The sequence below is a fragment of the Hydrogenophaga sp. FG152 genome (genome assembly GCF_057809615.1).
In genome coordinates, this window is the sequence record NZ_JBMDKH010000008.1 from 69,245 (window position 1) to 95,493 (window position 26,249).

Here is a 26,249-nt window from a genome sequence, read left to right on the forward strand (position 1 = left end):
TCAACGCCCCATGCAATCGACCGCCGACCACCTCGACCTCGCTCCGCCCCGCAACGGGCGCTGGCTCGGCCCCATGGGGCTGGCCCTGGTTGCCCATGGCCTGCTCGTGATCGCCCTGACCCTGGGCGTGCAGTGGGAGAACGACGGCGAGCCCGTCACCGTCGAAGCGGAACTCTGGTCTCGCACGCCGCAGCAGGCCGCGCCGCGCGCGGTGGAGCCCCCGCCGCCTCCGCCCGCGCCGACCCCGGCGCCCACGCCAGCCCCGACCCCGAAACCAGCACCCGCACCCACCCCCGCACCGCCGCCGCCCGGCCCAACCCAGGCCGAGATCGCCACCGCGCAGGCCAAGAAGAAGGCCGAGGCGGAAAAGAAGGAGCGCGAGGAAGAGGCGAAGAAAGTCGCCGCCGCCAAGGCCGCGGAAAAGGCAGCCGCCGAGAAAAAGGCCGCAGCGGACAAAGCTGCTGCCGAGAAGGAGCGGCAGCAGAAACTGGCGGCCGAGAAGCGCGAACAGGAACGCAAGGAAGCCGCCGAGGAAAAACGCCTGGCGCAGATCCGCGAAGACCAGATCAAACGCATGATGGGCCAGGCCGGCGCCAGCGGCGGGCCGCAGAGCACCGGCACGGCCCAGCAGTCCAGCGGCCCGACACCGGGCTACGCAGGGCGCGTGGCCGCGCGCATCAAGCCCAACGTGGTGTTCACCGACGTGGCACCGGGCAACCCGCGCGCCGAGGTCGAGGTTCGCACCTCGCCCGATGGCAGCATCGTCTCGCGCCGGCTCGTCAAGAGCAGCGGCAACCCGGACTGGGACGAGGCCGTGCTGCGCGCCATCGACCGCACCGCCAGCCTGCCCAAGGACACCAACGGCACCGTGCCGTCGCCGCTGGTGATCGGCCTGCGCCCCCTCGATTGATCAAAAACCGCTCCAGCGGACGTGCCTGACCCAGAAGTGCCACGGCACCGGCTTCGCCGGGCCGCAGGCACTGTCCCCTTCAGGGGGAAGCCGCGCAGCGGCGCAGGGGGTATTTCAATCAAACACGATTTCGGCGCGCTGCTCGTGGGCCTGGGCCATCCAGCTCGCCAGCGCGGCGTCCGTGGGGAAGAACAGCGCCCGGTCGTCCAGCTGCAGCTCGCACTGCGCGCCCTCGCGCAGCAAGGCCAGTCGCACCGGCAGGCCGCGCACCAGCTCGCCCTGCTCGGTGATCTCGCGCTTGGGCGGGAATTCGCGCACCAGCTCGGCGATCGACGGTGCCGTGCCGTTCACCGCCACGCGCAGGTACTTGCCAAAGCGGCAGCGCGCCGCCGCCAGGTCCCAGATCTGCTGGATCTTCAGCCTCACGCCGCCCGAGAAACGGTCGGGTTGCGCCACCGCCTGAACGATGATGAGCTCGTCGTCCTTGAGCAGGTTGCGGTGCTGGTTGATGAGGTTCTCGTCCGCGCTGGTCTCGAACACCCCGGTCTTGTCGTCCAGCTTGAACAGCGCGAGCTTGCCGCGCTGGCCGTTGATCACGCGGAAGTCGGTCACGATGCCGGCAAGGATCACCGGGTCGCGGCTCTCCACCACATCGCCAAGCGGCGTGCGCGCGAAGCGGCGCACCTCGCGCTGCACTTCGTCGAACAGGTGGCCCGAGAAGTAGAAGCCCATCGCCGTTTTTTCCAGCGTCAGGCGCTCCTTCACCCCCCATGGCGTGGTGGCCACGAGGTCGGGCTCCTGCGTGCTCGATCCGTGGTCGTCGTCACCCATCATGTCGAACAACCCGCCCTGGTTGGCGTTGGCCAGGGTGGCGGCGGCGAACTCGAAGGCCCGGTCCACCGAGGCCAGCATCTCGGCTCGGTTGAGGTTCAGCGAATCGAAGGCGCCGGCCTTGATCAGCGCTTCCACCGTGCGCTTGTTCAGGCGCGTGCGGTCCACCCGCACGCAGAAGTCGAACAGGCTCTTGAATGGGCCCTTCTCGTCGCCGCGCGGCCCCTCGCCCCGGCCTTCACGCGCGGCCACGATGGCCTCGATCGCCTGCTGGCCCGTGCCCTTGATGGCGCCCAGGCCGTAGCGGATGGATTTGTTGGTGATCGGCTCGAAGCGGTGGAAGCCCCGGTTCACGTCCGGGGCTTCGAAGCTGATGCCCATCTTCTGCGCGTCTTCGAACAGCACCTTGAGCTTGTCGGTGTCGTCCATTTCCACCGTCATGTTGGCGCAGAAGAACTCGGCGGTGTAATGCACCTTGAGCCAGCCGGTGTGGTACGCGAGCAGGGAGTAGGCGGCGGCATGCGACTTGTTGAAGCCGTAGCCCGCGAACTTCTCCATCAGGTCAAAGACCTCGTCGGCCTTGTCCTGGGGAATGTTGTGCGTGGCGAGCGCACCGGCGCGGAATTTCTCGCGGTGCTCGGCCATCTCCTCGGCCTTCTTCTTGCCCATGGCGCGGCGCAAGAGGTCGGCGCCGCCGAGTGAGTAGCCGCCCAGGATCTGCGCGGTCTGCATCACCTGTTCCTGGTAGACCATGATCCCGTAGGTTTCGGACAGCATCTCCGCCACCGCCGGGTGCGGGTACTCCACCTCCTCGCGCCCGTGCTTGCGGTTCACGAAGCTGGGGATCAGGTCCATCGGGCCCGGCCGGTAGAGCGCGTTGAGCGCGATCAGGTCTTCCAGGCGCGAGGGCTTGGCGTCCTTCAGCATGCCCTGCATGCCGCGGCTTTCAAACTGGAACACGGCCTCGGTCTGACCGCGCGAGAACAGCGCGTACACACGCGCGTCGTTCAGCGGCACGTCCTCGAAACGGAAATTCTCCTGCCCCGGGTGGCGCTTCATGATGAGCTCGCGCGCGATCTCCAGGATGGTCAGCGTGGCCAGTCCCAGGAAGTCGAACTTCACCAGGCCGATGGCCTCCACGTCGTCCTTGTCGTACTGGCTCACCGCCGATTCGCTGCCGGGCTGCGCGTACAGCGGGCAGAAGTCGGTGAGCTTGCCCGGCGCGATGAGCACGCCCCCGGCGTGCATGCCGATGTTGCGCGTCATGCCTTCGAGCTTCTGCGCCAGCTCGATCAGGGTCTTGACGTCGTCTTCCTTCTGGATGCGCTCGGCCAGCACCGGCTCCATCTCGATCGCGTAGTTGTTCTTGTCGCCTTCCTTCTTCTGCGCCGGCGGGTACTGCAGCGTGACCGACATGCCGGGCTTGTTCGGGATCAGCTTGGAGATGCCGTCGCAGAAGCCGTAGGAGAAGTCGAGCACGCGGCCCACGTCGCGGATGGCCGCGCGCGCGGCCAGCGTGCCGAAGGTGGCGATCTGGCTCACCGCCTCCTTGCCGTATTTGTCCTTCACATAGTCGATCACGCGATCGCGGTTGGTCTGGCAGAAGTCGATGTCGAAGTCGGGCATGGACACCCGCTCCGGGTTCAGGAAGCGCTCGAACAGCAGGTTGTATTGCAGCGGATCGAGGTCGGTGATCTTGAGTGCGTAGGCCACCAGCGAACCGGCGCCCGAACCCCGGCCCGGCCCCACCGGGCAGCCGTTGTTCTTGGCCCAGTTGATGAAGTCGCCCACGATCAGGAAGTAGCCCGGGAACCCCATCTTCAGGATGGTGTTGATCTCGAACTCGAGGCGCTCCACGTAGCGCGGGCGTTCGGCGTCGCGCTTGGCGGTGTCGGGGTACAGGTGCGCCAGGCGCTCTTCCAGGCCTTCGAAAGACGACTGCCGGAAGAAATCGGCCATCGGCATGGGCACGCCGTCGATCAGCGGCGTGGGGAAGTTGGGCAGCTGCGGCTTGCCCAGCACGAGCGTGAGGTTGCAACGCTTGGCGATCTCCACGGAGTTCGCCAGCGCGGACGGGATGTCGGCGAACAGCGCCTGCATCTGCGCCGTGCTCTTGAAATACTGCTCGCGCGTGAAGCGGCGCACGCGCCGGTTGTTGCCCAGGATCTCGCCCTCGGCGATGCAGACGCGGGCTTCGTGCGCCTCGTAGTCGTCGGCTTCCAGGAACTGCACCGGGTGCGTGGCCACGACTGGCAAGTGCAGGCGCGCGGCCAGTTGCACGGCCTGCGCCACGTGGCGTTCATCGTCGACGCGCCCGGCGCGCTGCAACTCGATGTAGAAACGGTGCGTGAAGATGCTGGAGAGCTGCAGCGCCACGTCAGCCGCGCGCTGCGCATCGCCCTGCATCAGCGCCTGACCCACCGGGCCGGCCTGCGCGCCCGAGATCAGGATCAAGCCCGCATTGCATTCCTGCAGCCAGTCGCGCTGCACCAGGGCCTGGCCCCGGCCGTCGTTGCGCGTCCAGGCGCGGGCCAGCAGTTCGCTGAGGTTCAGGTAGCCTTGTTTGTCCTGCACCAGCAGCAGCGCGCGCGGCACGGGGGCCTGCTGGCTGCCCGGCATGGCACCGGGCGTTTCTTCGGTGAAGCCCTGCAGCAGCACCTCGGCGCCGATGATGGGCTTGACGCCCGCGCCGCGGGCTTCCTTGTAGAACTTGACGGCACCGAACAGGTTGCTGAGATCGGTGATGGCCAGCGCGGGCTGGCCGTCGGCAGCCGCTGCGGCCACCACGTCATCGATGCGGTTGGTGCCGTCGACGACGGAGAATTCGGTGTGCAGGCGCAGATGGGTGAACATCAGGCCATTTTAGAAGGCGCGGGGGTCTTCTTCCTCTCAGGTGGGCGGAGGCACTTCGTCCTTGAGGATGCTCAGCACCTCGGACCGGAACTCCCGGCTGTAGAGGATGGCGACCACCGCCAGCGTGGCCACCACCATGGCCAGCGGGGAAATGAACCAGGCCAGCGCAGCGAACGAAAAGTAATAAGCGCGCAGGCCGTCGTTGAAGGTGTCGGCCGCGGCGCCCACCATGGCCGCCGCGCGGTCGGCAAAGGCCCGGCGGTCGTGCTTGCCCGCCTCAAAGTCCTCGGCCGGCGGCATGGCGCCGATCACCAGCGCCACGAAGGTGTATTGCCGCATGCACCAGGAAAAGCGGAAAAACGCGTAGACGAAGATCGCCACCATCACCAGGATCTTGAACTCGAAGACGATCAGCGAAGTGGTCTGGGCGAACGGGATCTCGCTCATCAGCTCGGTGGCCTTGTCGGTCGTGCCGAGCAACGCGAACAGACCACCGATCACCAGGATGGACGTGGACGAGAAGAATGCGGGCGTGTTCGACAGGGTCTGGGTGATGAGCCCGTCGAGCATGCGCGGGTCGCGCGCCGTGGTCTGGGTCATCCAGTAACCCCGATAGCGGTTGGTGGTGTGGAGCAGCGAGCCCATCTTGCGGCCCCACTCGCGGGCGAACCAGGCGTAGCCGACCCACAGGGCCAGGAAGCAGACCAGCGCCAGCCAGTCTGCCCAGGGGATGATGCTGAGAACCTTCATGGCGACGGATGTTACGCCGTCTGTTCCCCTCTTATGCCTTGAATTTCGCCGTCACCGCAGCCACACGCTCGCCAAAGAGGCGCGCCGTTTCCAGGTCACCGGGCAGCATGTCCTGCGCACCGGCATCGGAGGGCGACTGGGCGATCGCGCCGCTGTAGCTCACGAGGTAGTTCACGTCGTTGCGCTGGGCGCCCTTGGTGTTGCTGGGCATCAGGCCCTGGCTGACCCAGATCATGCCGTGCTGCATGGCCAGGGTGAACATCGTGTTCAGCGTGGCGAGCTTGTCGCCGTTCATGCCCGCGCTGTTGGTGAAGCCGGCGGCGATCTTGTCCTTCCATTTCTGGGCGAACCAGGGCTTGCTGGAGGCGTCGGCGAACTTCTTGAACTGCCAGCTCACGCTGCCCATGTAGGTGGGCGAGCCCATGATGATGGCGTCGGCCGCATCGAGGGTGTCCCAGCCGCCGTCGGGCAGGTTGCCGTCGGCGTCGATGGTGAGCAGTTCGGCATCGGCGCCCTGGGCCACCGCCTGCGCCATGCGCTGGGTGTGACCGTAGCCGGAGTGGTAGACCACGACAATTTTGGACATCTTGTGTTCCTGAAAAAAGCGGCGCCCAGGCGCCGCGAAGGAGAAAACCAGTGAGGCTCAGGCGGCCGGGCGGCGCGCGTCAAGGCTGAAGGCTCCGGCGCCGAAGGCAGCGAAGGCGAGCAGGCCACCGGTGATGGCGATGTTCTTGAAGAACATCAGGTTCTGCATCATCTGCTGCTCGGCCGGCATGGCCCAGTAGTTGTGGAAGTAGAAGCTGGCCACCAGCGTGAACACGGCCAGGGCGATGGCGGCAATGCGGGTGCGGTAGCCGATCAGCAGCGCGAGGCCACCGAACAGCTCGATCACCAGGGCGATGGCCACGCCCACCTGGGGCAGCGGCAGACCGACGGACGCGGAATAGCCGACCATGCCGGCAAAGCCAGCGATCTTGGAAAAGCCCGCCGGCACGAAAACAATCGCCAGCAGGATGCGGCCGATCAGGGCCAGAGGGTTTTGCAGAGCGTTCATGATGGGTTCCTTGAGAAAAAGTGGAAGGTTGAGGAAAAAGAAAAAAGCGTTCAGGGAGCGAGATCGAACACGAGCACCTCGGCATCATCGCCGTTCGAGAGCTGCAGGCGGCTTTCGCCCGCCAGCACCGCGGCATCACCCGCCTTGAGGTGTTGGCCGTTCACGTCGAGCTTGCCACGCACCAGGTGCACATAGGCCTTGCGGGCCGGGTTCAGGGCGAGTTCGGCGGCTTCCTGGCCGTCGATCAGGCCCGCGTACATGGCGGCATCGGCGTGAATGGTCACTGAGCCCTCGGCCCCGTCGGGTGAGGCCACCAGGCGCAGTTGACCACGCTTTTCGGCGTCGGCAAAACGCTTCTGTTCGTAGCCCGGGTCGATGCCCGTCACGTTGGGCTCGATCCAGATCTGCAGAAAGTGGGTCGTGGCGTCGGGTGCGTGGTTGAACTCGCTGTGGCGCACGCCGCTGCCCGCGCTCATGCGCTGCACGTCACCAGGTGGAATGCCCTTGACGTTGCCCATGCTGTCCTTGTGTGCCAGGTTGCCCTGCAGCACGTAGCTGATGATTTCCATGTCGCGGTGGCCGTGCGTGCCGAAGCCGGTGCCCGGGGCAATGCGGTCTTCGTTGATCACGCGCAGGTTGCCCCAGCCCATCCAGGCGGGGTCGAAGTACTCGGCGAAGGAGAACGAGTGGTGGCTCTTGAGCCAGCCGTGGTCGGCATAGCCGCGGGCGTCGGAGCGTCGAATCTGGAGCATGGTGGATTCCTTTCCATCTTCCGTAGGGCCGGCCCGAATGGCTGGCATGGAATGAATTCTGAGCGGACACCCCCTCTTTGTGACTGCACGGTTTTGATGGCATCATTCAAATTATTTGAACGATTGATATCGCCGCCATGGCCACCTCCAACCCGCGTGCCGCCCTCTCTCCTGAAAACCTCGGCCTGCTCGACGCCGTGGCTCGCCTGGGCAGCATGGCAGCGGCGGCGCGCGAACTCGGCATGGTGCCCAGCGCCCTGACCTACCGCATCCGCCAGATCGAGGACGCGCTGGATGTGCTGCTGTTCGACCGCAGCGCGCGCCGCGCCGTGCTCACCCCTGCCGGGTCCGAGCTGCTGCGTTCCGGGCAGTACCTGTTGAGCGAACTCGACGCCGTGGCCCAGCGCGTCAAGCGCGTGGCCACCGGCTGGGAGCCGCAACTCACCATCGCCGCCGACGCCATCATCGCGCGCGCCACCCTGTTCGAACTCTGCGAGGCCTTCTACGCCGAAGGGGCGCCCACCCGGCTCAAGCTGCGGGCCGAAACGCTCTCGGGCACGGTGGAAGCCTTGCAAAGCGGCCAGGCCGACCTCGCCCTGGGGGTGCCCAGCGAAATGGCACCCACCGAATTCCAGTCCGCGCCCATGGGCACGCTGAGCTTCGTCTACGCGGTCGCGCCGCACCACGCCCTGGCCGCCGCCACCCACAGCCTGCGCGACGAGGAACTGCGCGAACACCGCGCCGTGGCCGTGGCCGACAGCACGCAGCGCGGGCGTGGCGTCACGCACAACCTGCTGCCGGGACAGGACGTGCTCACCGTGCCGACCATGCAGCACAAGCTCGAAGCGCAGCTGCGCGGCCTGGGCGGTGGCTTTCTGCCGCTCTCGCTCGCGCAGCCCTTCATCAACGCGGGGCGCCTGGTGGTGAAAACCGTGCAGCGGCCCAACCGCACGCTGCGCGTCTCGTACGCCTGGCGCCAGCCCCGCGGCGCGGGCGACACCGGCCGCGCGCTGCGGTGGTGGCTGGACCGCCTGCAGCATCCCAAGACGCGCGGCGCACTGCTGAACAACCACCATCAGATCTGATCCATGGGAAAGCGGCGCGAACGATGAAGCAACTGATACAGTCAGCCACACACCCATCACCCAACGCGCCAAGAGACATGACGAACACCAGAAGCCCACGCGCAGCCCCAGCCACGAAGAACACCCGCTCCAAGGCCCGCGGCGCGGCGGCCACGCCTCTGCACTTCGCCGTGGTCGGCGGTGGCATGGCGGGGGTGGTGTGCGCGCGCACGCTGGTGCAGGCGGGTCACCGCGTCAGCCTGCTCGAGAGAAGCCGTGAATTCGGCGGCCGCATGGCCACGCGGCGCACCGAGTTCGGCGGCTTCGACCACGGCGCCCAGTACTTCACCGTGCGCGACGCGCGTTTCGAGACCGCGCTGCGCAGCAACGCCACCGCCGTCGTGCGCCCCTGGAGTGCCAGCACCGTGCGCGTGCTCGACGAGCTGGGCCGCGTGCTGGCCAGCGCGCCGCCCCCCACCGAACCGCATTTCGTGGCCTCGCCCGGCATGAGCGCCCTGGTCGACCTCTGGGCGCAGCCCCTGGCGCACCCCGAGCTGCACGGCGGCCTGCTGGCCCGCACGCTGCTGGACACCTGCGTGACCCGCATCGAGCGCGATGCGCTGCATCCCGAACAATGGCAGCTGCGCGCCGAAGACGCCCAGGGCGGCCAGCAGGTGCTGGGCGGCTTCGACCGCGTGGTCCTCGCCATGCCGCATCCGCAGATCCACGACCTGCTGCTGGCCTCCGGCCTCGCACCCGAGCTGCGCAAGGCGCTCACCCCCGTGCACGTGGCACCCTGCTGGGCGCTGATGGTGGCCTACCCCCAGGCCATGCAACCCGGCCTGCCGCACCTCGGCCCGCAGTGGAACGCCGCGCGCAGCACGCACCACCGCATCAGCTGGCTGGCGCGCGAATCCAGCAAGCCCGGGCGCGACCCCATCGAGCGCTGGACCGTGCAGGCCAGCCCCGCCTGGTCCACCAAGCACCTGGAAGACGACGCCGAGCGTGCCAAGGCCAAGCTGCTCAAGGGCTTCGCCGAAATCACCGGCATCCGCGCCACGCCCACCCATGCCGTGGCACACCGCTGGCGCTTTGCCCAGACGCAGACGCCGCTGGGCCAGAGCCACCTGCTCGACAGGGCGCTGGGCATCGGCGCCTGCGGCGACTGGTGCCTGGGCCACCGCGTCGAGGACGCCTTCGTCTCCGGCCTGGAGATGGCGCTCGCTCTCGCCTGAGTCCGTTCGGACGGGGGCCATGACGGCCATGTACAGAGGCCGCTTCGCCCCTTCGCCCACTGGCCCCCTGCATGCCGGCTCGCTGGTTGCCGCCCTCGCCAGCTGGCTCGATGCGCGCGCCCACGGCGGCGTGTGGCTGGTACGCATGGAAGACGTGGACACGCCCCGCTGCGTGCCCGGCGCGGGCGACACCATCCTGCGCCAGCTGGCCGCCTGCGGCCTGGTCAGCGACGAGCCGGTGGTCTGGCAAACGCAGCGCGGCCCGCTCTACCAGCGGGCGCTGGACCACCTGGTGGCCCACGATCGCGCCTACCCCTGCGCCTGCTCGCGCAAGGACATCGAGGCCGCACGGCAGGCCCAGGGTCTCGTGCGGGAGCGCCACCACATCGCGGTCTATCCCGGCACCTGTCGGCCCGAGCGGGGCGGCCTGCACGGCCAACCCGCCAGGGCCTGGCGCTTCGCCATCGATCCCGCGCACAGCAACGTGCGCTGGGCCGACCGCCAGCTCGGACCGCAGACGCAGGACGTGGCCACCGAGGTGGGCGACTTCGTGCTCAAGCGCGCCGACGGCCTCTGGGCCTACCAACTCGCGGTGGTGGTGGACGACGCGGCGCAAGGCATCACGCACGTGGTGCGTGGCGAAGACCTGGCCGACAACACGGCGCGCCAGATCCTGCTGCAACAGGCGCTGGGCCTGCCCACGCCGGCTTACCGGCACACCCCGCTGGTGCTTGGTGACAACGGTGAAAAGCTCAGCAAGCAGAACGGCGCGCAGGCCCTGGACCTGAGCGATCCCCCCACCGCCCTGATGCAGGCAGCCCAGGTGCTCGGGCTTCCCACGCCAGCGCGCGACACGGTGACCAACCAGCTGGCGGCGTGGACGAAGGCCTGGCCCGCCTAAAATCCACCCCTTCCCCGACCGACCGCTCCCGATGACCGATCCCCGCCACGCCCAACCGCGCCCAGCCCCCGCCGACACCACCTTCATGCGGGAGGTGAAGAGCTATGTGCTGCGCGCGGGCCGCATGGGCCCGGGCCAGGCTCGAGCCTTCGAACAGCACGGCCCCCGCTTCCTGCTGAACTACGCCCCGGGCGCGTTCGACGCGGCTGCGGCCTTCGGCCGCGCTGCACCGCTCATCATGGAGATCGGCTTCGGCATGGGCGGCGCCACCGCACACATCGCCGCCGTGCGCCCGCAGGACAACTTCCTCTGCTGCGAAGTGCACGAGCCCGGCGTGGGCGCCCTGCTCAAGCTCGTGGGTGAGCAAAGCCTGGAGAACATCCGCATCTTCCGCCACGACGCGGTCGAGGTGCTGGACCACATGCTGGGCGAAGCCAGCCTCGATGGCGTGCACATCTTCTTCCCCGACCCCTGGCACAAGAGCCGCCACCACAAGCGCCGCCTGATCCAGGGCCCGTTCGTGAGCCGCCTCGCGCGCCACCTCAAGCCGGGCGGCTACCTGCACCTCGCCACCGACTGGGAGCCCTATGCCCAGCAGATGCTGGAAGTGCTTCAGGCCGAGCCCCTGCTGAGCAACACCGCCGAAGCAGGTGGCGACGGCTTTGTGCCCAAGCCCGACTACCGCCCGCTCACCAAGTTCGAGAACCGCGGCCTCAAGCTCGGTCACGGCGTCTGGGACCTCGTGTTCCGCCGGGTCTGATCCGCAACGGGCCACCATGGGCCGTCCCCCGAAGAACCCGGCGATTCCCTCGCGGCAAGGCGTGTCCGCCAGCTGCATCGCCCTGCCCTACGGCAAGGCCGCGCCCTGGCCGCTGCTGCTCGACTTCCTGGCCGACCGCCTGAGCGCCGTGAGCCGCGAGGCCTGGGCCCAACGGCTCGCGCGCGGCGAGGTGCTTGACGACGCGGGCCAGGCCCTGCCACCCGATGCGGTTTTCACGCCGGGGGTGCGGGTCTACTACTACCGCGAACTCGACCACGAACCGGTGGTGCCGTTCGAGGAAACCGTGCTGCACCTGGACGAGCACCTGCTGGTGGCGGACAAACCGCATTTCCTGCCGGTGACACCCGGTGGGCGCTACGTGCAGCAAAGCCTGCTGGTGCGGCTGAAGAACCGGCTGGGCATCGACACGCTGAGCCCCATCCACCGCATCGACCGCGAGACAGCGGGCCTGGTGGTGTTCAGCCTGCGCCCGCAGGACCGCGACGCCTACCAGTCGCTGTTCCGGGACCGCGCGGTGCACAAGGTGTACGAAGCGCTCGCGCCCTCTGGCGATGCATCCCAGGCCTGGCCCGTGGTCCGGCGCAGCCGCATCGAGGAAGCGCACGACGCCTTCTTCCGCATGAACGAGACGGAGGGCGAGCCCAACAGCGAGACGCGCATCGAGCGGCTGGAGGTGCGCGGCCCCTGGGCGCGCTACCGCCTGGAGCCCGTCACCGGCAAGCGGCATCAGCTGCGCGTGCACATGAACGCGCTGGCGCGGCCCATCGTGGGCGACCAGTTCTACCCGCGCGTGCAGCGCGGGCCGCACGAAGCCGAGGATTTCTCGAACCCGCTGCGCCTGCTGGCCCGGGCCATCGCCTTCACCGATCCGGTGACGGGCGAGGCACGGGCCTTCCAGAGCCAGCGCGCGCTGGACTGGCCCGAAGCGATCAGGCCTTGATCTCGCGCGCCGTGATCTGGTACTTGAAGTCGTCCGGCGCGTAGGAGTCCAGGCGCTGGCCGCCGGTCTCGCCCACCGGGTACATGAAGAAGCCCAACTGCGGGCCCTGTGCCTGCGGCAGCTTCACGTCGTGCGCCATGTTCCAGGCCATCCAGTTGCCCTCCCAGCCGCCGAACAGCGCGCGGTTCACCGGCGTGACCACCGGGTGCTGCGTGGTCTTGATCCACTCGGGCGTCTCCAGGCGCATGACCTTGGCCACGTCGGCCGGGTCCATCGCCACCCAGCCGTGGCCGGCCAGGTGCACCTCGGCGCGGCAGTGCTGCGCCCCCTTGAGGCTCGCGGGGTTACCGCTCAGTTCCTTGTAGCCGAAGGCCGACGGCGCGAGTCGGATGCCATAGACGTCTCTCGCGGGCAACCCTGCCGCGCGACACAGGCCGACGAAGATGGCATTGAGGTCGGCGCACTTGCCGCCCAGGTTGCCGGTCTCCAGCATGGTCTTGATGTCGCCTTCGCCGCAGCCGCGCACCTTGGGTTCGCGGTAGGTGTTGGCCACCACCCAGTCGTAGATCTGGCGCGCTTTTTCCACGTCGGTGCGCGCACCGCGCGTGGCCTTCAGCGCGGTTTCGCGCACGATGCCGTCGGTGGGCAGCAGGGCCGTGGGCCGGGTCCAGAAGCGCAGGCTGGCGGCGTCTTCGGTGCTGGCCGTTTTCTGCGAAAGATCGGCCGCGCGGTTGCGCGTCTGCACGCGGCTGGTGAGTTCGACATACGGCGTGGCGCCTGCTTCAGCGAAGGTCACATGCAGCATGCGCGCGCCGTAGTGCCGCTCTTCGGTCAGCCGAGCGTTGCCGTTGGTGCGGAAGTCGCTGGTGAACGACTTCTGCCAGTCGCTCTCGATCGAGGGGAGCGGAAGCCAGACCTGGGTGGCACCGCGTGGCAGCTCGATGTCCACGCGCGTGGTCACATCGAAGGTGCGCCAGGCGCCGGGCTGGGGGTTGAAGGCGCGCTGCGCCGGATGGGCCTGGGCCAGGGCCCCGGCGGTTTGGAACAGGGGCGATGCGGCGGCCACGGACGTGGCGGCGCGCTGCAGGAAGCGGCGGCGATCGGGGGTCATGAAGAGAACTCCGGAATAGGGAACAAAGGCGGAACCGCACACACCGGGTGCGATGCATCGCCATGGGGAATGCGGCACAGCGCGCCGCAGAGGGATTATGTGGGCCGCGCTGCGCGGTCAGCAAAACTGCCGCCTGCCGGCATCAGGTCCCGAGCAGTTGATCCACCCAGCCCAGCGCCTCGCGACCGCTCCAGTCGACCTCGCCCCGCACGCGCTGGCGAGCGCGGCCCTGGCGGTCGATCAGCACCGTGGTCGGAAACACCCGCACGCCCCAGGCGCGCGCGTGCTCGCCCAGCGGGTCGAGCCACACCGGCAGGCTCAGGTTGGTCTGCTGCACAAAGCGCTGCGCGCGTTGCGGCGGCTCCTTGAAGTTGAGCGCGATCACCGCCAGGCGGTCCTCGCCGATCAGCGAAGGCAGGTCCTGCAGCATGGGCATCTCGGTGCGGCAGGGCTCGCACCAGCTGGCCCAGAAGTTGAGCAGCACGGCGCGGCCTTTGAAGTCGGCGAGCTTCACGGCCCGACCTTGCAGGTCCAGTGTCGCCAGCGCCGGCGTGGGCGTGCCGCGCGGCCAGGCGCTCAGCTCGAAAGCCGGCTGCGCGCCGACCGCCACCGGTCCCAAGGCCACGGCCAGCCCGCCGCCCAGGACCTGTCGGCGGTTCAGCGTGCTCACAGGCGTTCGGCCACCCAGCCCTGCACCGACTGCAGCGCCTTGGGCAGACCGCTGGCGTCGGTGCCGCCGGCCATGGCCATGTCGGGCTTGCCGCCGCCCTTGCCGCCCACCTGCTGGGCCACGAAGTTCACCAGTTCGCCGGCCTTGACCTTGCCCATGCTGTCGGCCGTGACGCCGGCGGCCAGCTGCACCTTGGCGCCATCCACGGCGGCCAGCACGATGGCGGCGGACTTGAGCTTGTCCTTGAGCTTGTCCAACGTGTCGCGCAAGGTCTTGGCGTCGGCGCCGTTGAGCACGGCGGCCAGCACCTTGATGCCCTTGACGTCCACCGCCTGCGCCACCAGCTCGTCGCCCTGGCTGGAGGCGAGTTTGCCCTTGAGGGCCGCCACTTCCTTCTCCAGCGCCTTGACCTGCTCCAGCGTCTGGCCGATGCGCGCGTTCAACTCGGCCGTGGGGGCCTTGAGCACACCGGCGGCCTGCGCCACCGTGTCTTCCAGCGACTGCAGGTAGGCCAGCGCGTTCGTGCCGGTGATGGCTTCGATGCGGCGCACGCCCGCGGCCACGCCGCTTTCGCCCACCACCTTGAACAGGCCGATGTCGCCGGTGCGCTGCACGTGCGTGCCGCCGCAGAGTTCGCGGCTGCTGCCGATGTCGAGCACGCGCACGGTCTCGCCGTATTTCTCGCCGAACAGCATCATGGCGCCGGTCTTCTGCGCCGACTCGATGTCCATCAGGCGCGCCTGCGTGGCGTGGTTGTCGAGAATCTCGGCGTTGACCTTGGCTTCGATCTGGCGGATCTGCGCGTCCGTCACGGGGGCGTTGTGCGCGAAGTCGAAGCGCGTGCGCTCGGCGTTCACCAGCGAGCCCTTCTGCTGCACGTGCTCGCCCAGCACCTCGCGCAAGGCCTTGTGCATCAGGTGGGTGGCGCTGTGGTTGCGCACGGTGGCGGCCCGCAGCGCGGTGTTCACCTGCGCGTTCACGTGATCGCCCACGTTGAGCGTGCCCTGCTCCACGCTGCCGTGGTGGCCGAACACGTCGGCCTTGATCTTCTGCGTATCGCCCACGGCGAAACGTGCCGAGCCACTGGTGATGACGCCTTCGTCGCCGACCTGGCCACCGCTCTCGGCGTAGAACGGCGTGTTGTCCAGCACCACCACACCGGTCTGGCCGGCGTTCAGCGCGGCGACCGGGGTGCCTTCGAAGTAGAGCGCGACGATCTTGCCGGGCGCTTCCAGCTGTTCGTAGCCCACGAACTGGTTGCCCGCGCCGGAGTAGTCCAGCGCCTTGTCCATCTTGAACTTGCCGGCCGCGCGGCCCGCGGCCTTCTGCTTTTCCATCGCGGCGTGGAAGCCCGCCTCGTCCACCGACAGGCCGCGCTCGCGGCAGACGTCGGCAGACAGGTCGAGCGGGAAGCCGTAGGTGTCGTGCAGCTTGAAGGCCACCTCGCCCGGCAGCACCTTCTCGCCGCCGGCCAGCGCCGCGTCGAGGATTTCCATGCCGTTGGCCAGCGTTTCGTAGAAGCGCTCTTCCTCCGCCTTGAGCACCTCGATGATGCGCTGCTCCTGCCGCGCCAGGTTCGGGTAGGCCGCGCCCATCAGCTTCACCAGGTCGGGCACCAGCTTGTGGAAGAACGGCGTCTTCTGGCCCAGCTTGTAGCCATGGCGGATGGCGCGGCGCACGATGCGGCGCTGCACATAGCCCCGGCCTTCGTTGCTGGGGATCACGCCGTCGCTCACCAGGAAGGCGGTGGCGCGGATGTGGTCGGCGATCACCTTGAGCGAGGGGTTGTCCAGGTCGCTGATGTGGGTCTCGCGCGCGGCGGCCTTGATGAGCGCGGCGAAGATGTCGATCTCGTAGTTGCTGTGCACATGCTGCAGGATCGCGGCCAGCCGCTCCAGGCCCATGCCGGTGTCCACGCAGGGCGCGGGCAGCGGCGTGACGGCACCGGTCTCGTCCATGTTGAACTGCATGAACACGTTGTTCCAGATCTCGATGAAGCGGTCGCCGTCCTCATCGGGGCTGCCGGGAGGGCCACCGGGGATCTCGGGGCCGTGGTCGTAGAAGATCTCGCTGCAGGGGCCGCAGGGGCCGGTGTCGGCCATCATCCAGAAGTTGTCGGACTTGTAGCGCCCGCCCTTGTTGTCGCCGATTCGGATCACGCGCTCGGGCGGCAGGCCGATCTCCTTCGTCCAGATGTCGTAGGCCTCGTCGTCCTCTTCGTACACCGTCGCCAGCAGGCGCTCCTTGGGCAGCTGGTAGACCTCGGTCAGCAGCTCCCAGGCCCATTTCAGGCTCTCGCGCTTGAAGTAGTCGCCGAACGACCAGTTGCCCAGCATTTCGAAGAAGGTGTGGTGGCGCGCGGTGTAGCCCACGTTCTCCAGGTCGTTGTGCTTGCCGCCGGCACGCAGGCAGGCCTGCACCGAAGCCGCGCGCACGTAGGGGCGCTTGTCGGTGCCGAGGAACACGTCCTTGAACTGCACCATGCCGGAGTTGGTGAACATGAGCGTCGGGTCGTTGCCGGGCACCAGGGGGCTGGACGCGACCACGGTGTGGCCCTTGGAAGCGAAAAAGTCCAGGAAGCTCTTGCGGATGTCGGCAACGGAGGCGGGGCGGGTCATGTTGGCCTTGTGGGTGGTCGTCGGTGAATGCGGGGCAGCGCTCGCGCGCGCGGAACCCGCTATTTTCCAACATGCGGGCCGACCCCGGCGCGCGGGCGGCGAAATCGGGTGGATCGGCGCGCCGCGTCGCGGGCGGCACCGCCTCGGAAAAGACCTGGGGCTATGCTGGAATGCCTTTCGGCGGCACAATCGGCGGCGATTAATTTAATAAGTTAAATAAATTTCCAACCACCCCCTTCCCGTGCACCGCACCGACGGAGACAACCCCTCATGGACATGAAGACTTCCCCCCTGGCCCTGCTCAAGGACCCGAGCCTGCTCAAGACCGACGCCCTGATCAACGGCCAGTGGGTCGCCGGCGCCAGCCGTTTCGACGTGCACGACCCGGCCACCGGGCACAAGCTGGCCGACGTGGCCAACCTCGGCCCTGCGGACGCCGAAGCCGCGATCGCCGCCGCCAACGCCGCCTGGCCGGCCTGGAAGGCCAAAACCGCCAAGGAGCGCAGCCACATCCTGCGCAAGTGGTACGACTTGCTGATGGCGAACCAGGACGATCTGGGCACGCTCATGACCGCCGAACAGGGCAAGCCCCTGGCCGAGGCCAAGGGCGAGGTGGCTTACGGCGCCAGCTTCGTGGAATGGTTCGCCGAGGAGGCCAAGCGCGTCAACGGTGAAACCCTGCCCACCTTCGACAACAACCGCCGCCTGATGGTGCTCAAGCAGCCCATCGGCGTGTGCGCGGCCATCACACCCTGGAACTTCCCGCTCGCCATGATCACGCGCAAGGTGGCGCCCGCGCTGGCCGCCGGCTGCCCGGTGATCATCAAGCCGGCCGAACTCACGCCGCTGACCGCCCTGGCCGCGGCCGAACTCGCCATCCGCGCCGGCATCCCGGCCGGGGTGTTCAACATCCTCACCGCCGACGCCGAACAGTCCATCGCCGTGGGCAAGGTGCTGTGCGCGAGCGACGTGGTGCGCCACATCAGCTTCACCGGCTCCACCGAGGTCGGCCGCATCCTCATGGCGCAGTGCGCGCCCACGGTCAAGAAGATGTCGCTGGAGCTGGGTGGCAACGCGCCCTTCATCGTGTTCGACGACGCCGACATCGACAGCGCGGTGGAAGGCGCCTTCGCCAGCAAGTACCGCAACGCCGGCCAGACCTGCGTCTGCACCAACCGCTTCTACGTGCAGGCCGGCGTTTACGACACCTTTGTGGCCAAGTTCGCCGCCAAGGTGAAGACCGCCAAGGTCGGCAACGGCTTCGGCGAGGGCGTGAGCCAGGGCCCGCTGATCGAGGAAGCGGCCCTCGTGAAGGTGCAGCGCCACGTGGACGATGCGGTGGCCAAGGGCGGGCGCGTGGTGGCCGGTGGCCGGCGCCTCGCCAGCCTGGGCAGCGGCCAGTTCTTCGAACCCACCGTGGTGGCCGACGCGACGGCCGACATGCTGTGCGCCAAGGAAGAAACCTTCGGCCCCTTCGCGCCGGTGTTCAAGTTCCACACCGAGCAGGAAGCCATCGACGCGGCCAACGCCACCGAGTTCGGCCTGGCGAGCTACTTCTACAGCCGTGACGTGGGCCGCATCTTCCGCGTGAGCGAGGCGCTGGAGTACGGCATGGTGGGCATCAACGTCGGCATCCTGGCCACCGAACACGTGCCGTTCGGCGGCGTGAAGCAGTCCGGCCTAGGCCGCGAAGGCTCGCACCACGGCATGGACGACTACGTGGAAATCAAGTACCTCTGCGTCGGCGATATCCTCAAGTGATTCCCACCTGAGAGACACCCACCCCATGCAGTTCGACTGGAGCCACCCCTACCCCACCATCCGCAGCCCGCTCATGGCGCGCAACGTGGTCGCCACCTCGCAGCCCCTGGCTGCGCAGGCCGGTCTGCGCATGCTGCTCAAGGGCGGCAACGCGGTGGACGCCGCGATCGCGGCCGCCGCCGCCCTCACCGTGGTGGAGCCGATCTCCAACGGCCTGGGCAGCGACAACTTCGCGATCGTCTGGGACGGCCAGCAACTGCACGGCATGAACTCCTCGGGCGTGGCGCCCGCGGGCTGGAGCAAGGCCTACTTCGAGAACAAGCACAACTGCCAGATCCCGCTGCGCGGCTTCGACGCCGTGACCGTGCCCGGCGCGGTGGCCGGCTGGGCCGCCCTGTCCGAGCGCTTCGGCGCCCTGCCCTTCGCCGACCTGATGGCGCCCGCCATCGAGCTGGCCGAAGGCGGCTTCGCGGTGGCGCCCGTCATCGCCCACAAATGGGCCCTGGCCGTGCCCCTGCTGCAGGACAAGCCCGGTTTCGCGCAGGCCTTCATGCCACGCGGCCGTGCCCCACTGCCCGGTGAGCGCTTCAGCTTCGCCGAGGCCGGCCGCGCGCTGCGCCGCATCGCCGAGACGCGCGGCGAGGCCTTCTACAGGGGCGAGATCGCTGCCGCCATCGACGCCTTCGCGCGCGAGCATGGCGCGCAACTGCGCGCCACCGACCTCGCTGCGCACCAGGTGCAGTGGGTCAAGCCGATCGAAATGGCGTTCGCCGGCCACACGGTGCACGAGCTGCCGCCCAACGGCCAGGGCATCGCTGCACTCATGGCGCTGGGCATGCTTGAACAACTAAACATCGGACGCTACGGGCCCGACAGCATCGAAGGCCAGCACCTGCAGATCGAGGCCATCAAACTCGCCTTCGCCGACACCTACCGCTGGGTCGCCGACGAGCGCTTCATGACCGAGGTGCGCGCCGCCGACCTGCTCGACCCGGGCTACCTGCGAGATCGCGCAAAGCTCATCGACCCGAAACGCGCCATCCACCCCGGCGCAGGCCACCCGCCGCGCGGTGGCACGGTCTACCTCACCGCCGCCGATGCGCAAGGCCGCATGGTCAGCCTGATCCAGTCCAACTACCTGGGCTTCGGCAGCGGCGTGGTGGTGCCTGGCTGGGGCATCAGCCTGCAGAACCGGGGCCACGGCTTCACCCTGCAGGACGGCCACCCCAACCAGGTGGCGCCGGGCAAGCGGCCCTTCCACACCATCATTCCGGGCTTCCTCACGCGCGAGGGCCAGGGTGTGATGAGCTTTGGCGTGATGGGCGCCAACATGCAGCCGCAAGGCCATGTGCAGACGCTGGTGCGCATGCTGGTGCACGGACAGCAGCCCCAGGCGGCCTGCGACGCACCGCGCTGGAAATGGGGCAGCGGCCTGGACGTGGACTTCGAATCCACCATGGCACCCGCGCTGCGCGACGGCCTCAAGGCGCTGGGCCACCGCTTCGAGCCCACGGCCGACACCTACCTCGACTTCGGCAGCGGCCAGTTCATCGCGCGCCTGAGCGACGACATGGCCGACGGCTACGTGGCCGCGAGCGACGCGCGGCGCGATGGGCAGGCGGTGGGGTTCTGAGCGCCGCCCTGCAGAGGCGCCGCGCGTCAGTCGGCCTTGATGCCGTTGCGCTTGACCACGTCGGTCCACATCGCGAGTTCGCTGCGGCACAGCGCCGCCAGTTGCTCGGGTGACCCTCCCACCGGCTCCGTGCCGGCCGTGAGGAGCTGCGTCTTCACCTCCGGCATGGCGAGCACCGCGGCGACTTCCCTGTTCAGCTTCGCCAGGATGGGCTTGGGTGTCCCTGCGGGCAGAAAGAGGCCGTACCAGAGTTCGCTGTGAACGCTGGAGAGGCCGGCCTCGGCAAACGTCGGCACGTCGGGAATCTCGGCGAAGCGCGATTTGCCGGTTTGCGCCATCGCCTTGAGGTGGCCGCTCTTGATCAGGCGAACGGCGTTCTCCATCGGAGCGAGCACCACCGTGACGCTGTTCTGCACCACGTCCATGATGGCGCCGGGCACGCCCTTGCTCGGGACGTGCCGCATGCTGGTGCCCAGCACCTGCTGCAGCTGGGCGGTGTAGAGATGGAGGGTCGAGGCCTGCCCCGCCGAAGCGTAGGTGGCGTTGTCGCCCTGCGCCTTCAGATAGCTCACCAACTCCTTCAGGTTGTTCGCCGGCGTCGCGGCGTTCACCACCAGCACCAGGTTCGAGCGGGCGACCTGGATGACCGGATCGAAGTTCCTGATCGGGTCGTAGGGCATCTTGCGCAGCACCGAGTTGATGATGTGCGTGGGCGGCGCCAGCATCATGGTGTAACCGTCGGGCGCGGCGGCGGCGGCCGCGGCGGTGCCGATCTGCCCGCTCGCACCCGGGCGGTTCTCGACGATGACCGGCTGTCCCAGGCGTTGCGAGAGCCGCTCCGACACCATGCGGGCCAGGGTGTCCGTCACGGACCCCGGGCTGTAGGGCACCACCATCTTGAGGGTCTTGGCGGGATAGTTGCCCGCCGTGTCGGCCTGGGCCATCGCCCACGGGGTGGTGGCCGCAGCCAGCAGGCCGATGACCGCGCTGCGTCGGTCGATTCGAGGGATCTTCATGGGGTTTGTCTCCTGGTTTTACCGTCCATCTGCCCGGGCTTGCGCGGGCGCCTAACGCCATCCGTAAATCGACAAGGTGCTCTCTCCCCTTTGGAGCCGCTGGACGAACTCGGCTTCTTCGGCATCGCGTTGCGCTCCTGCGTCCAGGACCTCGCCGGCCATGTGGTGTGGGATGGCGACGACCCCGTCGCCATCACCGACGATCAGGTCGCCGGCGTTCACGACCACGTCGCCGATCAGGATCGGGTGATTGATCCAGCCGACGGCGCCGAAATCCTTGCCCGTCCCCCGGATGCAGAGACCGCGGCTGAACGTGGGCACGCCGATCTCCCGCAGCAGATCGCCATCGCGCACGCAACCGTCGATCACCAGACCAGCCAGGCCTCGGGCCTTGGCCATCGTCGCCATGATCTCGCCCCAATAGCCATGCCCATGGGCACCGCCCGTGAACACCACCATCACATCGCCGGGCTGGACCCGCTCGAGCGCGCGATGCAGCCAGAGGTTGTCCCCCGGCGGGGAATGCACGGTGAGGGCCGATCCCGCGCAGCGGAACCCGGGCGCGAGGGCCTGGATCTGGGCAGGCAGGGCGCCGATCTTGCGCGCGGCCTCGTGCAGGGTGGCCGACGATGCGGCCTGCGCTCGCGCGAGGACGGGCGCCGGCAGCCGGACCGCGTCCCGCGTCGTGGTGGAAGGGTCGTGCCGGTGCATCACGATGTCCTCGTCTGCAACTGGTGGTATCCATGGGCCTTGCGCGCCTCGTCTAGGCGCATGCCACCCCGCACCGCCGCGCGCACGCGCGCCTCGGCCGAGTCGATGGCTTCGGCGGTGTCCAGGACCCGTGCCTCGTGCTCCTTCGGAATGATCACGACGCCATCCGCGTCGCCTTTGACGATGTCGCCAGGGCTCACGCGGGCATCGCCGACATTGACGGGAACGCCCGTGGCCTCGACCTGCACACGGTCCTTGCCGGTGCGCATCCAGTGGTCCTTGGAGAAGACCGGGTAGTTCAGTTCCAGACAGAGCGCGACATCGCGGCAGATGCCGTCGATCACGGTCCCGGCGATGCCCCGCCGATGCGCAATCTCGGTCAGGATGTCGCCCCACACGGTGGCGTTGTCGCGGCCGCCGTTATCCAGAACGATCACGCTGCCCGGGGGCACATCGTCGATGTAGTCTCCGACGGTGCCCGGAGGGCTGCCCGCGGGGCCGTACAGCAGGGTCCACGCCCGGCCGGCCATGCGAAAGGAAGGGTCTCGCGGCTTGACGCGATGGCACTGGCCAACGATGCCCAGCTTGTCGAGGGCGTCACTGAGGGCGGCCGTGTCCAGCCGGGCCGCGCGTTGCACATGGGGATCGTCGTTCATCGCCTGTTCTCCAGCATCTGTTCGTAGTGGCCATTCATCACCTGGCTGATCGGGGTTCCTCCCTGGAGGGCCTTGGCCATGCCGCCCTCGCGCCGCGCGATGGCTTCGGCGGTGTCGAGCACCTCATCGATGCTTGCCGCCGCAATGACGACCACACCACTGCGATCGGCCACCACGTAGTCACCCGGCTGCACCAAGACATTCCCCAGCGCCACCGGCAGCTGAGTGCCCAGCTCGACGACGCGCGACCGGGCCGTCAGGCAGGTCAGGGTGCGGCTGAAGATCGGGAAGCCATAGGCGATGGCTTCGTCCACGTCCCGAAGCGGGCCATCGGCAATGACGCCCTCGACGCCGCGCACCTTGGCGCCCAGCGTGAGCAGCCCGCCCCAGCAGCCGGCCTCGATGCCCGAGCGCTGCTCGACCACGATCACCTGGTCCGGCCCCGAGAGTTCGATGGCGGTGCATCCCAGGTGCCGTGGCTCACCCGGGGGAGGCTGGCCTGGACCGACCTTCATCGTGACGGCGACCCCGGCGATGCGGCCCTGGCCACTGCGCTGCGGGATGCCGGTGACGGCGCCCGCGCGGCCCAGCTTGTCGAGGGCGTCGGACAGCGCGCAGACATCGATGCGCCGCAGGCGCGCCACGCATGCCTTCTGGGTGGTGCTCAGCGTGTTCATAGGCCTGCCGCCTCCCGGAAAGCCTGGCGCACCGACTCGGGCTGGCCGTAGGCAAAGCGGAACCCTTCGTAGTGCTGTCGCCAGATGGGGTGCGCCAGAAGCACCTGCCTCGGAAGGCCCCGCAGGAGGAACTCGCGTTCCGCGATGGGCAGCTGAACCCGGACGTTTTTCGCCGGATCGCGGATGACGCCTTTTGGATCCTCGCCCCGTTCGACCGCCGCGATGTCCTGCTCGAACCGCCGGCGCAGCATCGCGATGCCGCGGTCGCTGAGCCCGAGGGTCTCCTTCGTCCGGTCGGCGATGACCCCCTGGCCCACCCAGGCCACCATGTCCTGGTTGATCACATGACTCGTCACCCAGCGCCCGGTGGCGTCGTCCTTGACCGGGCTGCGCCAGGTTGGCACCGAAGGCTGTGAATACGACTCGACCTCCTGCGGCAGGCGCGTGAAGATCCACGAGATGCTGAGTGTGTTCTCGTCGTCGATCGGCACCCGGTACTCGAAGTGGTCGCCGAGAAAGAACGCGTTGGGCCACAGGCACACCCGGCCGACGGTCCACATCGCATCGGCCTTCGTGGCCTCGCCGCGGATGCGCTTGTAGACCAGTCCGTGGTCGAACTCTTCGAAAGCGACCTCCTTGTGCTCCGCCGAGTAGGGGCCGGTCTGCCCGCTCAGGCGGGTGCTCCAGTTGTTGTGCATCCATTCGAAGTGCACGGGGTCGATGGAGTTCTCCTGGCACTGCAGCCAGTTGCAGGGCACGTCGGACACCACGATCTGGACGAAACCGTTCTCGAAGCTGAAAGGCTCCCAGTCGGGCAGCTCCGGTGCGGGAGCAGGCCCCAGGTAGGCCCACAGAAGCCCGGCCTTCTCCTTCACTGGATAGCCCTGGATGCAAATCCGCCCGCGCTTCGTGATTTCGGGGTTGACGGTGTCCTCGTACGGGCGGCTCACGCACTTGCCCGAGGCATTGAAGGCCCAGCCGTGGTAGCTGCAGCGGATGCCATCGGCCTCGACGAAACCGTAGGAAAGGTCGGCGCGGCGGTGGGCGCAGGCCCGCTCGACCAGGCCATGGTTGCCGCTCAGGTCGCGGTAGAGGACGAGGTCTTCGCCCATCAGCCGCAGCGGCTTGATGGGGTTCTCATCGAGTTCCGACGCACCCGCGATCGGCATCCAGTGCCTTCGCAGCACCTCGCCCATGGGCGTTCCGCGGCCGACCTGCGTCAGCCTGCGGTTCTGTTCTTCATTCATGGCTTCTGTTTCCTTCTTTCACACTCACAAGGACCACGCCACGAAACCCATGCCGCTGCCGGTGCCGGCCGGCGTCCGGTAGCACGGCATGTAGTCCCGCATGTCGATGCGCAGCCCCGCTTCGTTCATCGCCGAAGCCACCGCCATCCAGCTCTTGATCTCGCCGCTGTTCCCGTTGAACCAGCTCTCCGGAATCGACTGGAGCGATGCCGCATCAAACGGGCTCAGGGCCCGGAGGACTTTCTGGTCCAGCGATTCGTCGACCACGAAGTGGCTCAACCCCCCCGAGGCGATGAACACCACACGCGAGGCATCGGGCAGATCGCGCACCGCCCGGGACAACGCCGCGCCGAAGGCGAGCGCCCTCCCCGTTCTGACCTGGTTGGGCGCGACACCCACATTGACAAAGACGGGCACGCTCGGCGGCGGCGCATCGTTCAGGATGCGGCGGTACACGAAACCGAATGCGTGGGGAATGCCGTGCTGTCCATCGGCGGTCGACGGCAGGCGGGCCGATGTCGCCACATCGAAACCCGCGTCGCTCAGGCTGGCCACGATGCGCGTCGCCTGGGCCGCATGACCGGGGTACACCGCCCCCTCCGGTGGACAGTGCCCCACCTCCGCTTCAGCAATGCCGGGCGGCAGCTTGGCCAGCTGCGCCGGGGTCAGGGGAATGTTGAGAATCGACTCGCCGGTGTAAACCAGCAACGCGGGTGACATGTCGTCATGGAAGACCTCCCGCTGGTCGTTGCCCACGACGATCACCCAGTCCGCCCTCATCGCCTTGAACCGTTCCGCCAGCAGGTCCAGTGACGACTGGCATTGCGCGTAGGCGCGCGCCTGCTGCGCTGCCTGCACGGCCATGCCGAATCCCGGCGCTCTGGCGGCGAGCAGCTCATGGTAGTCGTGACGCCGGCCCTGATACCAGTGGTTCGCATTCTTCTGGTCGGCCCCCGCTCGCAGGTGCCAGATCGAAGGCGGCGTGCACAACAGGGGCCCATGGGAGACCGCAATGCCCCCGACGATGTTTGCCATGTCTGGTGTCTCCCGAAGAGGATCTACAGCTTGAAGACCTGCTTCGCGTTGCCACTGAAGATCGCCTGCTTCGCGTCTTCAGAGAGCCAGTCGAAACCCTCGATGAGCGGCTGGATGTCGTCCATCCAGCGCCCGGTCGCGGGGTCTTTCACCGTGCCGACGCCGGGGCGCTCGGCGCCGAAGATGCAGCGCTCGGGGCCGACGGTCTTGATCAGCAGGCGCAAGGCCTCTTCCGAATAGAGCACGGTGTCGAAGTAGAGGCGGCGCAGCGCATCGAGGAACGGCTCGGGTGCCCGACCCGGTCGCAGCGATGGCGCATGGAAGCGCCCGACCTGGTACGGCATCGCGCCACCGCCATGCGACACGACGATGCGCAATCGCGGGAAATCCTTGAACACGCGCGAGTTGCACAGCGCCATGACGGCGATCGTCTCTTCGTTGATGAAGTGGACCGAGTAGCTGTTGCGCTCCGAACGAAAGCCCGCGGAGTGCAGGTAGGCAGGGACGTCGAGCTCGACCAGGCGCTCCCAGAGCGGGTACCAGTACTCGCTGCCGAGATTTGGAACCGCCTGGGTGTCCAGCCCCTCGCTGGGATCGGTGTTCACCATCGCCGCCACCATGCCGAGCTCCTTGACGCAACGGTCCAGCTCCGGCAGGCAGTTCTGGATCGGCTCGCCCCAGGCCTGCGGCAGGCCGCACACCCCCCGGAAGGTGCCCGGCACCAAACGGGCCTGCTGCCCGATCATGCTGTTCACCTCTTCCGTGTACCAGTGAACCAGCTTGGCCGGCCTTTCGCTGTGCATGCTCTGGTAGGGCCGGGGCGAGATCAGCTGCATGTCCGTGCCGAGCTCTTTCAACTGTTCCAGGTGGGACTTCGTGCCGAAGGTCGGCGTGTGAAGGACGGCCAGCATCTCGTCGTCGCTCACCTTCGGAGATCCGCGTCCGTGGTTGCCGCGGTGCGACAGCAACCCGGCCTTCCACACATACAGCGAATCGGGCGCCGTCACGTGCGCGTGTGCATCAATGAGCATGTTTTTTTCCGT

At 68.1% G+C, this 26,249-nt stretch carries 23 protein-coding genes; 8 read left to right on the plus strand and 15 right to left on the minus strand.

Annotated elements, in window-relative coordinates; translation table 11 throughout:
• Positions 1 to 10 precede the first annotated feature (10 nt).
• Positions 11 to 910 carry a cell envelope integrity protein TolA gene (gene tolA, locus ACODTB_RS11505; protein ID WP_291112115.1) on the plus strand — a complete coding sequence of 300 codons (900 nt, stop codon included), beginning with the start codon at positions 11 to 13 and terminating at the stop codon, positions 908 to 910.
• Positions 911 to 1,024: 114 nt separating this feature from the next.
• On the opposite strand, the gene dnaE is transcribed toward tolA, so the two are convergent.
• Genes dnaE through ACODTB_RS11530 form a run of 5 tightly spaced genes read right to left on the minus strand, consistent with a single transcriptional unit; the run spans position 1,025 to position 7,150 of the window.
• A complete protein-coding gene (dnaE, locus tag ACODTB_RS11510) occupies positions 1,025 to 4,594 on the minus strand; it encodes a DNA polymerase III subunit alpha (protein WP_291112113.1) in 3,570 nt (1,189 codons plus the stop codon).
• Positions 4,595 to 4,630: 36 nt separating this feature from the next.
• Positions 4,631 to 5,344, minus strand: coding sequence for a DUF599 domain-containing protein (locus tag ACODTB_RS11515; protein ID WP_291112110.1), 714 nt, complete (start codon positions 5,342 to 5,344; stop codon positions 4,631 to 4,633).
• A 31-nt stretch (positions 5,345 to 5,375) separates the two neighbouring features.
• Positions 5,376 to 5,930 carry a flavodoxin family protein gene (locus tag ACODTB_RS11520; RefSeq protein ID WP_291112107.1) on the minus strand — a complete coding sequence of 185 codons (555 nt, stop codon included), beginning with the start codon at positions 5,928 to 5,930 and terminating at the stop codon, positions 5,376 to 5,378.
• Between the two features lie 57 nt (positions 5,931 to 5,987).
• A complete protein-coding gene (locus tag ACODTB_RS11525; protein WP_291112193.1) occupies positions 5,988 to 6,401 on the minus strand; it encodes a DoxX family protein in 414 nt (137 codons plus the stop codon).
• Between the two features lie 47 nt (positions 6,402 to 6,448).
• Positions 6,449 to 7,150 carry a pirin family protein gene (locus tag ACODTB_RS11530; protein ID WP_291112104.1) on the minus strand — a complete coding sequence of 234 codons (702 nt, stop codon included), beginning with the start codon at positions 7,148 to 7,150 and terminating at the stop codon, positions 6,449 to 6,451.
• A gap of 137 nt (positions 7,151 to 7,287) precedes the next feature.
• Here ACODTB_RS11530 and ACODTB_RS11535 point away from each other — a divergent pair, with 137 nt between their 5' ends.
• The 5 genes from ACODTB_RS11535 (at position 7,288) to ACODTB_RS11555 (ending at position 12,071) form a co-directional block, all read left to right on the plus strand.
• Positions 7,288 to 8,235 (plus strand): LysR family transcriptional regulator, encoded by a 948-nt coding sequence (locus ACODTB_RS11535; protein WP_488929350.1) that lies wholly within the window; start codon positions 7,288 to 7,290, stop codon positions 8,233 to 8,235.
• A gap of 77 nt (positions 8,236 to 8,312) precedes the next feature.
• On the plus strand, positions 8,313 to 9,449 hold the full coding sequence (locus tag ACODTB_RS11540) for an NAD(P)/FAD-dependent oxidoreductase (protein WP_291112097.1): 1,137 nt from the start codon (positions 8,313 to 8,315) through the stop codon (positions 9,447 to 9,449).
• 19 nt (positions 9,450 to 9,468) lie between these two features.
• Positions 9,469 to 10,350 carry a tRNA glutamyl-Q(34) synthetase GluQRS gene (gluQRS, locus tag ACODTB_RS11545; RefSeq protein ID WP_291112095.1) on the plus strand — a complete coding sequence of 294 codons (882 nt, stop codon included), beginning with the start codon at positions 9,469 to 9,471 and terminating at the stop codon, positions 10,348 to 10,350.
• 31 nt (positions 10,351 to 10,381) lie between these two features.
• Positions 10,382 to 11,110, plus strand: a complete 729-nt coding sequence (gene trmB, locus ACODTB_RS11550) for a tRNA (guanosine(46)-N7)-methyltransferase TrmB (RefSeq protein ID WP_291112093.1) — start codon at positions 10,382 to 10,384, stop codon at positions 11,108 to 11,110.
• A 16-nt stretch (positions 11,111 to 11,126) separates the two neighbouring features.
• Positions 11,127 to 12,071, plus strand: coding sequence for a pseudouridine synthase (locus ACODTB_RS11555; protein ID WP_291112092.1), 945 nt, complete (start codon positions 11,127 to 11,129; stop codon positions 12,069 to 12,071).
• Here the strand turns inward: ACODTB_RS11555 and ACODTB_RS11560 are convergent.
• The 3 genes from ACODTB_RS11560 to alaS all read right to left on the minus strand — a co-directional run bounded on the left by ACODTB_RS11560 (position 12,061) and on the right by alaS (position 16,470).
• Positions 12,061 to 13,182, minus strand: coding sequence for a transglutaminase-like domain-containing protein (locus ACODTB_RS11560; RefSeq protein WP_291112089.1), 1,122 nt, complete (start codon positions 13,180 to 13,182; stop codon positions 12,061 to 12,063). The two genes, ACODTB_RS11555 and ACODTB_RS11560, sit on opposite strands and share 11 nt — an antisense overlap.
• 142 nt (positions 13,183 to 13,324) lie before the next feature.
• Positions 13,325 to 13,852 carry a TlpA family protein disulfide reductase gene (locus ACODTB_RS11565; protein WP_291112086.1) on the minus strand — a complete coding sequence of 176 codons (528 nt, stop codon included), beginning with the start codon at positions 13,850 to 13,852 and terminating at the stop codon, positions 13,325 to 13,327.
• Positions 13,849 to 16,470 carry an alanine--tRNA ligase gene (gene alaS, locus ACODTB_RS11570; protein ID WP_488929351.1) on the minus strand — a complete coding sequence of 874 codons (2,622 nt, stop codon included), beginning with the start codon at positions 16,468 to 16,470 and terminating at the stop codon, positions 13,849 to 13,851. The genes ACODTB_RS11565 and alaS overlap by 4 nt, the downstream gene beginning before the upstream one ends.
• 270 nt (positions 16,471 to 16,740) lie before the next feature.
• Between alaS and ACODTB_RS11575 the strand changes: the two genes are divergently transcribed.
• Together ACODTB_RS11575 and ACODTB_RS11580 are read left to right on the plus strand one after the other, a co-directional pair.
• Positions 16,741 to 18,231 (plus strand): NAD-dependent succinate-semialdehyde dehydrogenase, encoded by a 1,491-nt coding sequence (locus tag ACODTB_RS11575; protein WP_291121608.1) that lies wholly within the window; start codon positions 16,741 to 16,743, stop codon positions 18,229 to 18,231.
• Between the two features lie 25 nt (positions 18,232 to 18,256).
• A complete protein-coding gene (locus ACODTB_RS11580; protein WP_291121607.1) occupies positions 18,257 to 19,864 on the plus strand; it encodes a gamma-glutamyltransferase family protein in 1,608 nt (535 codons plus the stop codon).
• A 26-nt stretch (positions 19,865 to 19,890) separates the two neighbouring features.
• Here ACODTB_RS11580 and ACODTB_RS11585 read toward each other — a convergent pair whose 3' ends face one another.
• From ACODTB_RS11585 to ACODTB_RS11615, 7 genes are read right to left on the minus strand one after another with little or no spacing between them, the layout of a single operon-like run.
• Positions 19,891 to 20,880, minus strand: coding sequence for a Bug family tripartite tricarboxylate transporter substrate binding protein (locus ACODTB_RS11585; protein ID WP_291121606.1), 990 nt, complete (start codon positions 20,878 to 20,880; stop codon positions 19,891 to 19,893).
• A 51-nt stretch (positions 20,881 to 20,931) separates the two neighbouring features.
• On the minus strand, positions 20,932 to 21,591 hold the full coding sequence (locus ACODTB_RS11590; protein WP_291121604.1) for a 4-carboxy-4-hydroxy-2-oxoadipate aldolase/oxaloacetate decarboxylase: 660 nt from the start codon (positions 21,589 to 21,591) through the stop codon (positions 20,932 to 20,934).
• A complete protein-coding gene (locus tag ACODTB_RS11595) occupies positions 21,591 to 22,247 on the minus strand; it encodes an RraA family protein (RefSeq protein ID WP_291121603.1) in 657 nt (218 codons plus the stop codon). The genes ACODTB_RS11590 and ACODTB_RS11595 overlap by 1 nt, the downstream gene beginning before the upstream one ends.
• A complete protein-coding gene (locus ACODTB_RS11600) occupies positions 22,244 to 22,924 on the minus strand; it encodes an RraA family protein (protein WP_291121602.1) in 681 nt (226 codons plus the stop codon). Before ACODTB_RS11600 ends, ACODTB_RS11595 begins: the two co-directional genes overlap by 4 nt.
• Positions 22,921 to 24,171 (minus strand): Rieske 2Fe-2S domain-containing protein, encoded by a 1,251-nt coding sequence (locus ACODTB_RS11605; RefSeq protein ID WP_291121601.1) that lies wholly within the window; start codon positions 24,169 to 24,171, stop codon positions 22,921 to 22,923. Before ACODTB_RS11605 ends, ACODTB_RS11600 begins: the two co-directional genes overlap by 4 nt.
• A gap of 24 nt (positions 24,172 to 24,195) precedes the next feature.
• Positions 24,196 to 25,206, minus strand: a complete 1,011-nt coding sequence (locus tag ACODTB_RS11610; RefSeq protein WP_488929352.1) for a DODA-type extradiol aromatic ring-opening family dioxygenase — start codon at positions 25,204 to 25,206, stop codon at positions 24,196 to 24,198.
• A 23-nt stretch (positions 25,207 to 25,229) separates the two neighbouring features.
• The gene (locus ACODTB_RS11615) at positions 25,230 to 26,237 is read right to left on the minus strand and encodes an amidohydrolase family protein (RefSeq protein WP_291121599.1); all 1,008 of its coding nucleotides are present in this window, start codon (positions 26,235 to 26,237) and stop codon (positions 25,230 to 25,232) included.
• Positions 26,238 to 26,249 lie beyond the last annotated feature (12 nt).

Bases quoted from the DNA above. Each gene is read 5' to 3' on its own strand.
- tolA (WP_291112115.1), top strand. From the start codon at position 11: ATGCAATCGACCGCCGACCACCTCGACCTCGCTCCGCCCCGCAACGGG.
- dnaE (WP_291112113.1), bottom strand. From the start codon at position 4,594: ATGTTCACCCATCTGCGCCTGCACACCGAATTCTCCGTCGTCGACGGC.
- ACODTB_RS11515 (WP_291112110.1), bottom strand. From the start codon at position 5,344: ATGAAGGTTCTCAGCATCATCCCCTGGGCAGACTGGCTGGCGCTGGTC.
- ACODTB_RS11520 (WP_291112107.1), bottom strand. From the start codon at position 5,930: ATGTCCAAAATTGTCGTGGTCTACCACTCCGGCTACGGTCACACCCAG.
- ACODTB_RS11530 (WP_291112104.1), bottom strand. From the start codon at position 7,150: ATGCTCCAGATTCGACGCTCCGACGCCCGCGGCTATGCCGACCACGGC.
- ACODTB_RS11535 (WP_488929350.1), top strand. From the start codon at position 7,288: ATGGCCACCTCCAACCCGCGTGCCGCCCTCTCTCCTGAAAACCTCGGC.
- ACODTB_RS11540 (WP_291112097.1), top strand. From the start codon at position 8,313: ATGACGAACACCAGAAGCCCACGCGCAGCCCCAGCCACGAAGAACACC.
- gluQRS (WP_291112095.1), top strand. From the start codon at position 9,469: ATGACGGCCATGTACAGAGGCCGCTTCGCCCCTTCGCCCACTGGCCCC.
- trmB (WP_291112093.1), top strand. From the start codon at position 10,382: ATGACCGATCCCCGCCACGCCCAACCGCGCCCAGCCCCCGCCGACACC.
- ACODTB_RS11555 (WP_291112092.1), top strand. From the start codon at position 11,127: ATGGGCCGTCCCCCGAAGAACCCGGCGATTCCCTCGCGGCAAGGCGTG.
- ACODTB_RS11560 (WP_291112089.1), bottom strand. From the start codon at position 13,182: ATGACCCCCGATCGCCGCCGCTTCCTGCAGCGCGCCGCCACGTCCGTG.
- alaS (WP_488929351.1), bottom strand. From the start codon at position 16,470: ATGACCCGCCCCGCCTCCGTTGCCGACATCCGCAAGAGCTTCCTGGAC.
- ACODTB_RS11575 (WP_291121608.1), top strand. From the start codon at position 16,741: ATGGACATGAAGACTTCCCCCCTGGCCCTGCTCAAGGACCCGAGCCTG.
- ACODTB_RS11580 (WP_291121607.1), top strand. From the start codon at position 18,257: ATGCAGTTCGACTGGAGCCACCCCTACCCCACCATCCGCAGCCCGCTC.
- ACODTB_RS11585 (WP_291121606.1), bottom strand. From the start codon at position 20,880: ATGAAGATCCCTCGAATCGACCGACGCAGCGCGGTCATCGGCCTGCTG.
- ACODTB_RS11590 (WP_291121604.1), bottom strand. From the start codon at position 21,591: ATGCACCGGCACGACCCTTCCACCACGACGCGGGACGCGGTCCGGCTG.
- ACODTB_RS11595 (WP_291121603.1), bottom strand. From the start codon at position 22,247: ATGAACGACGATCCCCATGTGCAACGCGCGGCCCGGCTGGACACGGCC.
- ACODTB_RS11600 (WP_291121602.1), bottom strand. From the start codon at position 22,924: ATGAACACGCTGAGCACCACCCAGAAGGCATGCGTGGCGCGCCTGCGG.
- ACODTB_RS11605 (WP_291121601.1), bottom strand. From the start codon at position 24,171: ATGAATGAAGAACAGAACCGCAGGCTGACGCAGGTCGGCCGCGGAACG.
- ACODTB_RS11610 (WP_488929352.1), bottom strand. From the start codon at position 25,206: ATGGCAAACATCGTCGGGGGCATTGCGGTCTCCCATGGGCCCCTGTTG.
- ACODTB_RS11615 (WP_291121599.1), bottom strand. From the start codon at position 26,237: ATGCTCATTGATGCACACGCGCACGTGACGGCGCCCGATTCGCTGTAT.